General features: G+C 32.9%; 11 protein-coding genes. 5 read left to right on the top strand and 6 right to left on the bottom strand.

Annotated features, from left to right (window positions below; genetic code table 11):
* Positions 1 to 58: 58 nt before the first annotated feature.
* Positions 59 to 1,276, bottom strand: coding sequence for an MDR family MFS transporter (locus BD847_RS05635; protein ID WP_115887260.1), 1,218 nt, complete (start codon positions 1,274 to 1,276; stop codon positions 59 to 61).
* Between the two features lie 98 nt (positions 1,277 to 1,374).
* Here BD847_RS05635 and BD847_RS05630 point away from each other — a divergent pair, with 98 nt between their 5' ends.
* From BD847_RS05630 to BD847_RS05610, 5 genes are all read left to right on the top strand, one after another.
* Complete coding sequence (locus BD847_RS05630; protein WP_115887259.1) at positions 1,375 to 1,974, top strand: DUF1684 domain-containing protein; 600 nt, start codon at positions 1,375 to 1,377, stop codon at positions 1,972 to 1,974.
* On the top strand, positions 1,974 to 2,630 hold the full coding sequence (locus tag BD847_RS05625) for a TatD family hydrolase (RefSeq protein ID WP_115887258.1): 657 nt from the start codon (positions 1,974 to 1,976) through the stop codon (positions 2,628 to 2,630). Before BD847_RS05630 ends, BD847_RS05625 begins: the two co-directional genes overlap by 1 nt.
* 93 nt (positions 2,631 to 2,723) lie before the next feature.
* Positions 2,724 to 3,440, top strand: coding sequence for a tRNA threonylcarbamoyladenosine dehydratase (locus tag BD847_RS05620; RefSeq protein WP_115887257.1), 717 nt, complete (start codon positions 2,724 to 2,726; stop codon positions 3,438 to 3,440).
* Positions 3,441 to 3,545: 105 nt separating this feature from the next.
* Positions 3,546 to 4,208 (top strand): HAD family hydrolase, encoded by a 663-nt coding sequence (locus BD847_RS05615; protein ID WP_115887256.1) that lies wholly within the window; start codon positions 3,546 to 3,548, stop codon positions 4,206 to 4,208.
* Positions 4,209 to 4,277: 69 nt separating this feature from the next.
* The gene (locus tag BD847_RS05610; RefSeq protein WP_115887255.1) at positions 4,278 to 5,120 is read left to right on the top strand and encodes a DUF2911 domain-containing protein; all 843 of its coding nucleotides are present in this window, start codon (positions 4,278 to 4,280) and stop codon (positions 5,118 to 5,120) included.
* Positions 5,121 to 5,251: 131 nt separating this feature from the next.
* Here the strand turns inward: BD847_RS05610 and BD847_RS05605 are convergent, their stop codons facing one another.
* The 5 genes from BD847_RS05605 to BD847_RS05585 form a co-directional block, all read right to left on the bottom strand.
* The gene (locus tag BD847_RS05605) at positions 5,252 to 5,881 is read right to left on the bottom strand and encodes an MCP four helix bundle domain-containing protein (protein ID WP_115887254.1); all 630 of its coding nucleotides are present in this window, start codon (positions 5,879 to 5,881) and stop codon (positions 5,252 to 5,254) included.
* A gap of 189 nt (positions 5,882 to 6,070) precedes the next feature.
* A complete protein-coding gene (locus BD847_RS05600; RefSeq protein ID WP_115887253.1) occupies positions 6,071 to 7,384 on the bottom strand; it encodes a serine hydrolase domain-containing protein in 1,314 nt (437 codons plus the stop codon).
* 39 nt (positions 7,385 to 7,423) lie between these two features.
* Positions 7,424 to 9,145 carry a sodium:solute symporter gene (locus BD847_RS05595; RefSeq protein WP_115887252.1) on the bottom strand — a complete coding sequence of 574 codons (1,722 nt, stop codon included), beginning with the start codon at positions 9,143 to 9,145 and terminating at the stop codon, positions 7,424 to 7,426.
* A 122-nt stretch (positions 9,146 to 9,267) separates the two neighbouring features.
* Positions 9,268 to 11,799 carry a PIG-L family deacetylase gene (locus BD847_RS05590; RefSeq protein ID WP_115887251.1) on the bottom strand — a complete coding sequence of 844 codons (2,532 nt, stop codon included), beginning with the start codon at positions 11,797 to 11,799 and terminating at the stop codon, positions 9,268 to 9,270.
* 213 nt (positions 11,800 to 12,012) lie between these two features.
* On the bottom strand, positions 12,013 to 13,602 hold the full coding sequence (locus BD847_RS05585; RefSeq protein WP_244201562.1) for an LVIVD repeat-containing protein: 1,590 nt from the start codon (positions 13,600 to 13,602) through the stop codon (positions 12,013 to 12,015).
* Positions 13,603 to 13,756 lie beyond the last annotated feature (154 nt).

Raw genomic sequence — 13,756 nt, 5'->3', positions numbered from 1 at the left:
AGCTAATTCAATTCAAATGTAATGAATTGAAATTTAATTATTTAGAAGAAAATAAACTTTAAGATATTTTTTCGCGGACCAATGCTTTTTTTACCCAAATACAACAGAATGTTGCAAAAACACCAATGCAAGCCATAAAGAACCAATTGGTCTGATAGCCAAAATCGGCGATAATTTCGAAGCCAACTTTAGAACTTACAATATGAGCCAAACTAAAACTCATCGTATAAAGCGCCATATAGCGTCCTTCCTGACTACGTGGAGCGCGGCTCAAAGCAAATCCATTGGAAAAAGGAAAGGTTAAAATTTCTCCAATCGAAATACAAATCATTGCAATAACCAGGATTCCGGCCCAAACATTAATTAATAAGAGCATGAAGCTAAATGCCATTACAAAAGATCCTACAATTATAATTTTGATTTTAGGAACACCTTTTCGCTCCATAAAACCAACTGTAGGCATTTCGAGAGCAAAAATAAGAAGCCCGTTTAAGGTCATTAATAAACCAGTCTGAAATTCCGTTAGACCAAATTTTTCATTATGATATAAAGGCAATGTCGTAAACAACTGAAAGAAAATCATTGCCGTCACAAAGCTTACAAATAAGAATACCCAGAAAATTTTATCATGAAAAACCGATTTGATATCTCCCGCACTTTCTGCTTTATCATCGTGAATCGCTTTTTTCTTTTCTTTTACCAATAGTGCAAAGATTGAAATCGAGAGAATACACGACGCGCCATCAACCCAAAAAAGGCCAGAATATCCCATTCCCATTATAATTAAACCTCCGAGAGCAGGGCCGGCAGCAAATCCTAAATTTACCGCTAATCTTACTAAAGTCAGAGCACGAGTTCTGTTTTCAGGTTTTGCGTAGGCGCCTAAAGAGACAAACATGGCCGGTCTAAACATATCGGCAATGGTCATTAATACAAACATTGCAAAGCAAAGCGTCCAGAATGTTGTAATATATTGAACGAAAAAAAGTGAAACTCCGCTGGTAAACAAACTGAAGATCATTACTTTATAGAAGCCAATTTTGTCTGAGAGTTTGCCTCCTAGCCAGGAACCCAACATGGAACCCAAACCAAAAGCTACCATTATCCAACCAACCTGATTGTAAGTGAAATGAAGATCTTCTTTTAAATATTTCGATAGAAACGGAAGTACCATTGTTCCCGCGCGATTGATAAAAGTAATCAAAGTAAGTATCCAAATTTCTCTAGTAAATCCTTTAAAATTATTGATGTAATGGTTGAAAGCAGTTTTAAGCATTAGAATTCTTGTATTTGCAACAAAGTTAGGAAACTTTGTAACGTAGAACGGTTGTTGCTTTGTTACTTTTAAACTATTTTTGCAGAAAATTTTTAAAGATGAAAAACAACCTTATCCTATTTTTTTTATTGGTGTTTACTTTTGGCTTTAGTCAAAAGAAATTCAGTCAGAAAGAAGCTGAGAAGTTTCAGAAGCAAATTAATTCTGAATATGCTGATGCTAAGACAAGTCCATTGATGGAAGAGGATTTGAAAGTTTTTAAAACACTCGAATTTTATCCTATAAACAGTCAGTATTTTGTAAATGCAAAATTTGTAAAAGCCGAAAACGAAAAGGTTTTTGAAATGAAAACAACCGGCACAAGAACACCAAAATATATAAAGTTTGGAACACTTTATTTTACTTTAAACGGCACAGAACTAAAACTAAATGTTTATAGAAACATTGAACTTTCAAAACAAAAAGAATATAAAGATCATTTGTTTTTGCCTTTTTCTGATTTGACCTGCGGAAAAGAAAGTTATATCGGCGGAAGATATATTGATCTAAAAATTCCGAAAGGAGATTCTATAACAATCGATTTTAACCAAGCCTATAATCCATATTGTGCTTATAATCATAAATATTCATGTCCGCTTGTTCCTTTGGAAAATGACTTGAATGTTGAGATAAAAGCTGGAGTTAAAACATTTCATTAATGGAATTCTTTAATTTTCATACGCATCAGTTTACAAATCAATCCAATGTTTTGGAATTGGTGAATCAATATCCACATGAATTTGATGCATCGATACCATTTTATTCCATTGGAATTCATCCGTGGCATATTTCAGAAGAAAGGCTGGAAACTGATTTGAAGATTATAAAAGAAAAACTGCAAACAGAAAATTGTTTGGCGATTGGTGAATGTGGTCTGGATAAACGAAGTGAGCAGCCATTTGAAAATCAAATAGTAGTTTTTGAAAAGCAATTGGCTTTAGCCGAAAAATATAAAAAACCAGTTGTGATTCATTGCGTAGCTGCTTTTCAGGAAGTAATTGAAATAAAAAAGAAATTGAATATTTCGGTTCCGATGATTATTCATGGATTTTCTAAAAATAGTCAGGTTGCCAATCAGCTTATTAAAGAAGGTTTTTATATTTCATTTGGAAAATATCTGCTAAAAAATCCGGATCTAAAGACAGTTTTCCAAAATGTTCCGAATGATAAATTTCTTTTGGAAACCGATACAATTGAAGAAAAAATTCAGCAAGTTTATAGTTTAGCTGCTGAATATAAAGAATTAGAATTAAAAGAATTACAAGATATTATTTTAAGTAATTATTTAAGAATATTTAAAAGTGATTTATCATAGGTTAAACGTAAGATTTTGTCAGGCTGAGCGTTAAACCTGAAACTTGAAACGTGAAACGTGAAACAAAAAATAAAACAAACATAAAGATTACATATGGCAGAGTGGACAGAAAGAGCCGAACTTTTATTTACAAAAGAAGGATTAGAAAATTTGAAAAATGCTAACGTTTTGGTGGTTGGTTTAGGTGGCGTAGGATCTTTTGCAGCTGAATTTTTAGCAAGAGCCGGTGTCGGAAATATGACAATTGTTGATGGTGATGTGGTTGATATTACAAATATCAACAGACAATTACCCGCATTGCATTCTACCGTTGGTCAGCCAAAAATCAAAATTGTCGGAGATCGCTTAATGGATATTAATCCGGAATTGAATCTAACTCGTGTTCAGGAATTTTTATCGCCGGAACGTGCATTCGAAATTGTTTCTTCCGATTTTGATTATGTTATGGATTGTATTGACAGTATCACGCCGAAATTGAATTTAATTATTGCCGCAAAACGCAAAAGAGTTAAAACCATAAGCAGCATGGGAGCAGGAGGTAAGATGCTTGCATCTAAAGTAAAAGTTGCAGATATTTCTAAGACAATAAACTGTTATTTTTCTAAAACAATCAGAAAACGATTAAAGGCAGTAAAAATCAATAAACTTAAAGTGGTTTTTTCATCTGAAATCCAAGATGAAAAAAGTCTGAAATTAACTGACGGAAAAAATTTTAAAAAATCCTTTTACGGAACAAACAGCTATATGCCCGGATTATTTGGTCTTCATGCAGCTGAAACCGTAATTCGTCACTTGTTGAAAAAAGAATAGATAAAGAAGATTCTAAGATGCTAAGATTCTAAGTTGCTAAGTTTTTTTAGTATCAATTGAGAAACTTAGCAACTTAGTAGCTTAGAACCTTAGCAACTTAAAAAAATGATTAAAACAGTAATTTTTGATATGGACGGCGTAATTGTCGATACAGAACCCGTTCATCGTTATGCCTATTACAAGCAATTTTCAGAATTAAATATTGAAGTTTCAGAAGAAATGTATACTTCTTTTACTGGATTTTCGACCCGAAATACATTTCAGACTTTAAAAGGATTTTTTCCTGTAATCGAACACGAAGTAGAAGATTTAATTCAAAGAAAAAGAGATATTTTCAATGATGCATTCGATACTAAAGACGATTTGTACTTGCTTGATGGAGTAGAAGATCTGATTAAGGATTTATACGATAATGGAATTCAGTTAATATTAGCTTCTTCAGCTTCAAAAGTTACGATAAATCGCGTTTTTACAAGATTTAATTTGCACCAGTATTTTTCGGCTATTGTTAGTGGAGAAGATTTTCCGCAGTCTAAACCAAATCCGGCTATATTTATTCATGCCGCATCTTTATCGGTTGCGCCAAAAGAGAACTGCATTATTATCGAAGACAGCACAAATGGAGTATTAGCGGCAAAAGCTGCCGGAATTTATTGTGTGGGTTATAATAGTATTCATTCGAATCTCCAGGATTTATCAAAAGCGGATATGATTATCAATCATTTTAATGAATTGAATGCAGAAAAAATATCACAGATCAATGCTTGAATTATATAAAATTTAACATTTGTTCGTTTTTTGAATTTGTAAATTTGAACAAAACAAAATAATACTAAGATGAAAAAACTACTTATTGCATTAGCGATTGTAATAGCTCCTTTTACAGCTGAAGCTCAAGTTAAAACACCACAAGCAAGCCCAAAAGCGTATATCAAACAAACAGTTGGTTTAACAGATGTTGAAGTTACTTATTCAAGACCTGGCGCACGCGGAAGAGCTGTTTTCGGAAATTTGGTTCCATTTGGTAAATTATGGAGAACTGGTGCAAACGAAAATACAATTATTAATTTCAGTGATGATGTGATTATCGATGGAAAAACACTGAAAAAAGGAAAATATGCACTTTACACGATTCCAAAAATCGAAAGCTGGGAAGTTATTTTTTACCTTTCAACAGACAATTGGGGATTACCTGAAAACTGGAGCGATTCTTATGTAGCGTTAAGAACTACAGTAAAAGAAGATGCATTACCAACTCCAGTTGAAACATTTACTATCGGAATTAATGGATTGGATCCGAATTTTGGATATTTGGAAATGGCTTGGGAAAACTCTCACGTTGCTTTAAAATTTGAAGTTCCAACTGCAAAAACTGCTACAGCAAGTATCGAAAAAACTTTGGCCGGACCATCTTCAAATGACTATTTTGCAGCTGCACAATATTTGTTTCAATCAAACGGAAATATCGAAACTGCAAGAACTTATGTTGACAAATCTTTAGATATGGTTACAGAGAAACCGTATTTCATTTTAAGATTAAAATCGTTGATTCAGGCAAAACAAGGTGATAAAAAAGGAGCTGTTGAAACTGCAAAAGCTTCTTTAGCTGCTGCTGAAACTGCAAACAATCAGGATTACGTAAAAATGAACAAAGATAGTATCGCTGAATGGAGCAGATAATTGTCTAAATTCTCAATATTAAAATTCCAAATTCCAAAGCTTTCGGGTTTTGGAATTTTTTTATGCCTTTTTTTAACTGTAACGTTTTGGAATTTAGAATTTGGAGGTTGCAATTTTAAAGTTTAAAATTTCTAATTCATACTTGGTGGCTCAGGAATTTTAATGGTTCTTTTGATTTTCTTGACAATTAAAAGATAAAAAGTGATTCCGCCCAAAATGATAAGCAAAGCAATTTGTAATTGACCTAAACTATTGTTTTTATTATACATGGCGTTGGCAGCAGCAAGTTTCGATTTTCCTTCTTCAATTTGAATTTGCGATAAAGATTCTAGGGTTTTTAAAGCTTCAGCACTTGAGTTGGCTATTTTACCCCAGTTTTTCATTTCAACCTGATTGTTGATTTCTTTACAGGAACTTAGGAAAGTGTCAAAATATTGCTTTTCCTTGTCTGTTAAAACCGTTTTGGCGTAAAGATCATCGATATTATGAATGATTGTTAGTGTATGAGCAATTTCATCTTTCTTTATATTATCACTTAAGTCGAGCTTTTCGGCTTCGGCTTTTATAAAATGAAGTTGTTTTGAATACTGAAAAATATAATGTGCCACCACCAGACGATCTTTGTAAATAGCATTTATATTTTCATTTACCTTTCTGGAATTCTGAAGGGTATTGAAGTTTCCCAATAAAATGATCAGCATGACAATCAATAAGATGAAAGCGGCTTTTGTCTTGTTACTATATCTTTTTAAATCTTTCATAAGGATGTATTGTAAAAAAATAAAGCTTTATTAATTGTGTGCTTTTATTATTTTGGGTTTGGTTTAAATCAGTCTTTAAACGTACTAAAATAATGTTTTTTTACGTACAAACAGTTAAGAACATCTTCATAGTACTTTAAATTGCAAACTTGCTTTTGAGAACTAAACAAGACTTCTTAAAAATTAATTTTATATTTTTAAAAACTTAAGCTTTTCTCCGTCAGCCTCAAAAGTCATTTCATTAGGAAGTTGAAAATCGATTTTATTCCCTTCCCAAATATTCTCAAATTTATCTTTTGATACTGGTTCAAGAAGAAAAAGCGATTGATTTCTAAAATTTGCGTAAAGTCTTTTATTATTAATCGTAATTGTAATTTCTTGTTGGTTTTTGGGATTTTTATAAGTTCCTGCTATTTTTTCCAGATCCTGTTGAGCAGGCTGATAAGTTTCAAAGTTTATTGAATTTGGCTTATTGAAATAATTACTTAATGCTGCAGTTAATATTTTTTTCTTATCGTAAACAGCACCATTTGTGATGATTGCAATCGATAATTTTTCATTAGGAAAATATGATAGGAGCGAACTGAAACTATCTATTTGACCGCGATGCACAAAACCTTTTTTATCGTAAAAAGGAAGTTCAAAAATCCCCATGCCATATTTATCCTGAATCTGAGTCATTGTCTTTAAACTTTCTTTACTAATTATTTTTCCTTCGAAAAGTTTCTCAATAAAAAATGTCAAATCGGATGTAGTAGAAACTATCGCGCCAGCACCTAAAGGGACAGACATATCTCCTTGAGTATCTTTTTCCCATTTTGTTGAAAAATAATACGAATAACATTCATTATTTTGGATACTGATTTTTCCTCCGAAATAGGTGTTTTTTAGTCGTAAAGGTTTTATTATTTGTTCGTTTAATAATTCTGAGTATGTTTTTTTGTAAACTTTCTCTAGAATTAAAGTAAGCAGATAATAATTGGAATTACTATAATCAGCTTTGGTATTTGGTTCAAAATCACTTTGAAATTTGCTAATTATGGAAATCATTTCTTCCTGAGATTTTGCTTCAGTATATCCGTTGGAAAATTCGTCAGCAGACAAAAGTTCATGAATTCCACTGCGATGATTCAGTAAATTGCGAATTGTAATTTTTTGTGAATTTACAATCGTTGGGAAGAAAGTATTGATGGTTTGGTTTAATGTAATCTTTTTGTTTTCAACCGCTTTTAGTACTAACGCAGAGGTAAAAATTTTTGTAGTCGAACCAATTCGGAATTTAGTGTCTTTTGTTAATGCTTTATTGCTTTCTACATCAGCTTTCCCAATGGAATTGGAGTAAATTTCATTTCCATTTTTAGAAATAGAAATATTTCCCATAAAAAGATTTTTCTCATTTAAAGCTTGAAAGAGACTGTCGAGTTTAATGTTATCTAGTTTTTGTGCATTTGCACTAAGCGTTACAATTCCAAAAACAAAAGCCGCACAAAATTTTAATTTCATTTTATTTCAATATCAATTTTAAGCTAAGATCAACTTTTTTTAATACTTAATTGGATTATTTGTTTTTTCTTTTTCAAAAAACAAAAGCTGAAATAAAAGTGCCAGTATAATTGTCAAGATTGCTCCAATAAAATTCAACCATAAATAGCCTAATTTTTCTTGCGTATAAATCATAAAATAATAGATTACAAAAATGGTAATCTGACTAATAATTGCACTATAAAACATAGGCATTGCCTTTACTTTTTTAAGATAAAAACCAACAAGGAATATACCTAAAACAGTTCCGTAGAATATCGAACCAATAATGTTTACCAACTGAATCAAATTCTCAAACAATGTTCCTACGCATGCAAAAAGTATTGCTACAATCCCCCAAAATAATGTAAAAAACTTTGTAGCATTAAGATAATGTTTCTCTGATTTTTCGGTTTTTAAATTTCGTTTGTAAATATCGATTGCCGTTGTAGAAGCCAGTGCATTCAAACCTGAAGCTGTAGATGACATTGCTGCCGAAATAATTACCGCAAGCAATAAACCAATTAGACCTTTTGGTAAATAGTGAAGAATGAAATGAAAAAACACATAATCTTTATCATTGGTTTCGCTATTGCTATCGGCTCTTGAAATGATTTCCTTGGCGCGATCACGTAAATCTTTTTCTTTATTTGATAAGGCTACAAGTTCTTTTCGCAAAATTGGATTGTCGTAATCCTGATTCAACTGATCGATATAAAGAAGATTGATGACTTTTTTATCTTCGGAAAGTTTTACAAGTTTTTTCTCCAGAGTATGATATTCTTCCTTATAAGCCGATTTCTCGATTACAATTTTATTGTTTGGATTAAAATTTAACGGAACAGGATTAAACTGAAAAAACACAAAAACCATTACTCCGGTTAGCAAAATAAAAAATTGCATAGGTACTTTTAAAAGTCCGTTCATGATAAGTCCCATCTGACTTTCAGCAACAGATTTTCCCGATAAATATCTACCAACTTGCGATTGATCTGTTCCAAAATAGGCAAGGGCCAAAAAGAAACCTCCCGTAATTCCGCTCCAGAAAGTATATTTTTCTTCTGGGTTGAATGAAAAATCAACAATATTCATTTTATCATTTGCCCCCGCAATATGCAAGGCACTGGTAAAAGTCATATCGTTTGGCAGATAATGCAAAATCAGGAAAAAAGTAATAAACATTCCCGACATGATGACAAACATTTGTTGTTTTTGCGTAACATTTACTGCTTTGGTTCCACCGGAAAAGGTATAAATTATAACCAAAACACCAATGATAACATTCATAATGGTAAGATTCCAGCCTAACAAAGCTGAAAGTATAATTGCGGGAGCATAAATAGTCAAACCAGTTCCTAATCCTCTTTGAACCAAAAATAGAATTGCAGCCAGCGAACGGGTTTTTACATCAAAACGTTTTTCAAGAAATTCATAAGCTGTAAAAACTTTATTTTTATGATAAAGCGGAATAAACGTTACGCAAATGACAATCATTGCAATTGGCAATCCAAAATAAAACTGGACAAACCCCATTCCGTCATGATAAGCTTGTCCGGGCGTAGACAGGAAAGTAATAGCACTTGCCTGAGTCGCCATTACTGAAAGACCGACAGTATACCAAGGTGTTTCGTTGTTTCCTAAAATGAAATCTTCAACATTTTTACTCCCTTTGGTTTTCCAGGAACCATATCCAACAATGAATAAAAGTGTAACAATAAGTACGATCCAATCAAATAGCTGCATAGGTTAAGAGTATAATTGCATGATTAAGAAGAAAATAAGAATATAAATAGCATTAGCCACCAAAACATAGGTGTAGCTTTTTTTCCATTTTTTTGTTTTTTTGGCTTCCATTTTTTTAAAATTTACTTCTTAAATTCTGGTTTAGGAGCTTCAATAGGTTGCTTTAGCGAAATTATGTTTGATAATAAGCGATATGCGCCCGCAACGCCTTCCGGCAATTCCCTAAAGAAACTTAATCCTGTGTAAATATAATATCCTTTTCCGTATGGTGCTACCAATAAAGCGCCATCTTTTGGAGATTCACCTTTGTCATGCGACGAAATAATAGGAGTGAAGGCAGAATCGTATTGATCCGGATAATACAAACCTTGTTCTTGTGTCCATCCCTGAAAATCTTTTTCGCTGATTTTATTGGGTGTATTTAAAACGGGGTGATTTGGCGCTAAGAAGGTAATTTTAGCATTCTCTTCAGTAACTCGATCATTAGAAATTTTAAGAGGATAAGGCGCAACTTGATCGGTAACTAGTTTTCCAAAAGTGTTGTACTGCACAATCATATTTTTTCCGCCTTTTACAAAATCAAAAAGTATTTTTTGCTTATTAGCCAAAGCATTTACAGTATTGTAAGCACGTATTCCGGTAATTACCGTACTAAAAGATTCTAAACGCTCAGGCGTAATTTCTTCCGGTTTCAAAATAGTTACTTTGTATCCCATTTGGGCTAAACTTTCAGGAACTTCATCGCCAGCGCCCATTACGTAAGCAATAGCATCACCAGAAGTTTTTAAGTCTATTCGGATGCATTTTGATTCAGCTGGTTTTAAAACCATTTGTTTAGTAATATGACTGTAATCGATAATAGTTTCATCTTTGTCAAAACTTTTGTTTCCAACAACAGCAATCGCTTTTAAGGTCGCTTCTTCAGGATTTACAGGCGGAGTAACTTCAAAATAGAAAATTTGTTCCGTTCCTTTTTTGTCTAAAGCAAACGGAATTTGCTTTGGCGAAACCACCCAGCTTTTAGGCAATTCCAATTGTAAATTACCCGAAATCCCATCTTTTCCGGCACGTACTTTTACCGGAATCATTTTACTTTTAGTGTCTTTAAAAATTAATACTTTTTCTAAAATTGAAGTGGTAACTTCGGGAACAATATCCAGAAAATTATACATTTCGCCTTTTACGCCATCATTGTATTTATAAACAACAGTACGCTCAAACGGGAACTCAACATCATCTATTTTGACATTAAAAACAACTTTTACTTCTCTTATAATATCGGGAACTCCGATAATTTCCTGATTAGAAACCGTGTACATTCCAACAGTCGCTTTTTCTTTTAGCCAATAAGGCTGTGTGTATTCAAGAGAAGACGGAAGCTGCATTTGAAAAACGATTCTCTGATTTTTATTGTTTTTTAAATCCGTGTTTTGATTTAGTGAATTATTATCCGGTAAAGAAGTTACGCTTAGCAATTCCATTTTTACAGCAGATCTGTTGATTGCCTCAAGTGTTATTTTGATAGAACTTCCTGGAGTTGCTTCTTGTTCTGTAGCAACAGCTTCAAGGTATAGACCTGTACATGATGCAATTATGTTTTTGATTGCAGTTGCTTTTAACGGTTTCCAATGATCATCGTCTAAAGCTTCAATCATTTTATAGGCTTGTACTAACTCAGGAATACTCGCCGATGGATTGCTGAAATCGTACTTCGCAATAATTTTTGAAATTAATTCTCCAATTGGTTTTCCGTTTTTAACACGGTTCCAAGACGTATCAATTCCATCAAAAATATTATCTCTTTCTATTGGTGCTTCTCCGTTTATTGGTTCAAGATATTCTGCTTCTTCGCCACGTGCTCCGGTACTTCCAAAACCTTGAGACTGATGGCGGCTTCTGCTTAAAGCTGCAATTTCCTGATTCGATTTTCCAATTCCGCTATAATAAACTCCAGTTTCTAATTTTGAAAATTTTGTTTTATTGGCTGCGTCAAATTTTTCCTGGCTTCCGTAAAACCACCATGATGGATTGAAGAATTGGCGTTTTACCTGCCATGGCTTTACATATTTTAATTGTTCAGGATATATTTTTGGATCATTTGTCAATTTAAAGCTTTCGACACTCAACATTGCCGATGATGTATGATGTCCATGCGTTGTACCCGGAGAACGATGATCAAAACGATTTATAATAACATCCGGCTGAAATTTTCTAATAGTCCAGATAACATCCGCAAGTACTTTGTCTTTATCCCATATTTCTAAAGTTTCACTTGGATTTTTTGAAAAACCAAAATCATTTGCACGCGAAAAAAACTGTTCACCACCATCAATTTTACGGGCTTCAATTAATTCCTGAGTTCTTATAACACCTAACAATTCACGAAGTTGCGGACCAATCAAATTTTGACCTCCATCGCCACGTGTCAATGACAAATAACCTGTTCTGGCATTCATTTCGTTTGCCATGTAGGAAATTAATCGCGTATTTTCATCATCAGGATGCGCTGCAACATATAAAACGGAGCCTAGAAAATTTAATTTTTTGATTTGATTATAAATCTCTACAGAACTTGGTTTTTGAGGTTGTTGTGCAAAAGAAATTGAAATTCCTGTTAAAAAAAATAGAAGAATTTGTAACTGAATTTTTCGCATAGCGTGGTTAGTGTTTTTGAAAGAGCTTCAAAAATAGCAATTATATTCCTGAAGACTATTTAAATGAATTGTTAATGTTTGGTTATTGATTTCCTTTTTTAAGAAAAACTACTCCACAAAAAAAATGCCATCAGATTATCTCCGACGGCATTTTTTTTTAAGAATTGATTTAATAAATTAAATCGAGTGGTATTTCTTAGGATTCAGAAAAAATTATTTCAACTTGTTTTCTGTGTCTTTGTAGGTACCGGTAATGGTAACACCACTATTTTTTGTAACTTTTCCGTATATCGTAATTGACGAATCGTTTCCAATAAAATTGATTTTTGCACCGCTGTTTAATCTTAAGTCACCCCAGATTACTACAGAACCTTCAACTTGCAATAATGCGTTACTGTTGATGATAAGCTCAGTCGGGTTTGACTGTTGGTATTTGCCTTGAGCCAAAGTTCCAGTCATATTAAATGTTCCTCCACTGTTTAAAATTAAAGAGTTTTGAACAGTGATTGATCCACAGTGCGTTAAAACACCACCAGAATTCACAATTATAGAATTAAGAGCTGTTGAACCATTGTATGATTTTACTTCATTAGAATTCAAAATCAAATCTTTACCTTGGTTATAAGTTCCGTATGAAGAACAATTTGCAAACGCAGGATTTGGTTTTTCCATCTTAATGATTTTCAAACCACCTTTTCCACTTGCAACATAAATATAGTTTCCACTTGATTTTACGTAGTTTGATGAACCTGTTATTCCAACAGTTCCAACAGCACTAAGCGTAGTTCCAGATTTATAAACATTTAATCCTGCAGCACCGTTTGCTACAAAAGCATAGCCATCGTTTACAGAAACAGCATTTGTTACATTGTCGCCTCCAGAAGCAATTAGGCTAATAGTTTGTACTTTAGCTCCACTGTTGATGTCGTAAACACCTAAACCATTGTATCCTTCAGCAACTAATAATTTAGTACCATCAAAATCAATTGTTCTTTTCGCAGCACTAACATCATTGCTTGTTGTAAACGATTTTTGAAGCGCAAGAGTAGATTCATTATAAATGTTTACTCCTTTAGTTCCGCTCAAAGTAACAATTTTGTCTCCGCTTATTGCTACAGTACGCAAATCTTGTACAGCAACTTTTGCAGTTACTTCTTTAGTAGAATTACTAATTTTGAACAAACTTCCAGTATCTCCAGTAACAGCAAAATAAGAAGAAGTATTAGCAGCCACGTCAGTTGTAACTTTACTTTCAAGTTTAGTTACAGTATATTTATCAGTAAGCATTCCAGAACTCAATTGCATATTAATTACAATTGCAGGATTTGTCAAAGAAGCATCTTTGTCAATATCTTTTGCTCCGGCAATGATTAAATTTCCGTTAGAATAAGTAAGAGATGTAATATCAGTATCAGCAACTAATGCCGATGTAAGTAATTTCGGTTTATACGGATCCGTAACATCAATAACATCAATAGCGCCAGAGTAAGCATCTCCCATCATTGTATAAGCTACATATGCATAGTTTCCGTTTACAGCCACATGATTTGCCTGTAAAGTTCTTCCTTTGCTGTCTGTTGGCGGGTTTACTTCTGCAATCTGTACCAAAGGCAAATCACTCGCTGCTTGTGCGCTGCTTAATGATTTTGATGTAGAAGTATTACTGATTGCGATAACTCCAGAATTGGTAAAGTCAAGTCTTTTATTAAGAGTTGCGGCATCTGAATTGATTGTAATACCGTTCTCTAAACTTTGGTTGCCTGAGTTATCATCATTGTTGTCACACGAAATAAAAAGTGACATAGTTAAAAAGGCGAATAGATAGAAATTATTCCTCATAATCTGCTAGTTTTTAAAATATTGTGCAAATATAAGGTACAATAATATTAATATAAGACAATTGTTATAAATATAATCGATTCCTGTATAATTTTTGAAGATTATTTAAATTATTAAC

Origin of the sequence: Flavobacterium cutihirudinis, from assembly GCF_003385895.1 — a bacterium.
In the GTDB taxonomy this organism is placed as follows: Bacteria; Bacteroidota; Bacteroidia; order Flavobacteriales; family Flavobacteriaceae; genus Flavobacterium; species Flavobacterium cutihirudinis.
Note: the sequence above shows the minus strand (reverse complement) of the source record. Positions and strands in the feature narration are given on the sequence as shown.

What these genes read in the sequence shown, in the direction of transcription:
- BD847_RS05635 (WP_115887260.1), bottom strand. Translation starts at nt 1,276, where the DNA reads ATGCTTAAAACTGCTTTCAACCATTACATCAATAATTTTAAAGGATTT.
- BD847_RS05630 (WP_115887259.1), top strand. Translation starts at nt 1,375, where the DNA reads ATGAAAAACAACCTTATCCTATTTTTTTTATTGGTGTTTACTTTTGGC.
- BD847_RS05625 (WP_115887258.1), top strand. Translation starts at nt 1,974, where the DNA reads ATGGAATTCTTTAATTTTCATACGCATCAGTTTACAAATCAATCCAAT.
- BD847_RS05620 (WP_115887257.1), top strand. Translation starts at nt 2,724, where the DNA reads ATGGCAGAGTGGACAGAAAGAGCCGAACTTTTATTTACAAAAGAAGGA.
- BD847_RS05615 (WP_115887256.1), top strand. Translation starts at nt 3,546, where the DNA reads ATGATTAAAACAGTAATTTTTGATATGGACGGCGTAATTGTCGATACA.
- BD847_RS05610 (WP_115887255.1), top strand. Translation starts at nt 4,278, where the DNA reads ATGAAAAAACTACTTATTGCATTAGCGATTGTAATAGCTCCTTTTACA.
- BD847_RS05605 (WP_115887254.1), bottom strand. Translation starts at nt 5,881, where the DNA reads ATGAAAGATTTAAAAAGATATAGTAACAAGACAAAAGCCGCTTTCATC.
- BD847_RS05600 (WP_115887253.1), bottom strand. Translation starts at nt 7,384, where the DNA reads ATGAAATTAAAATTTTGTGCGGCTTTTGTTTTTGGAATTGTAACGCTT.
- BD847_RS05595 (WP_115887252.1), bottom strand. Translation starts at nt 9,145, where the DNA reads ATGCAGCTATTTGATTGGATCGTACTTATTGTTACACTTTTATTCATT.
- BD847_RS05590 (WP_115887251.1), bottom strand. Translation starts at nt 11,799, where the DNA reads ATGCGAAAAATTCAGTTACAAATTCTTCTATTTTTTTTAACAGGAATT.
- BD847_RS05585 (WP_244201562.1), bottom strand. Translation starts at nt 13,602, where the DNA reads ATGTCACTTTTTATTTCGTGTGACAACAATGATGATAACTCAGGCAAC.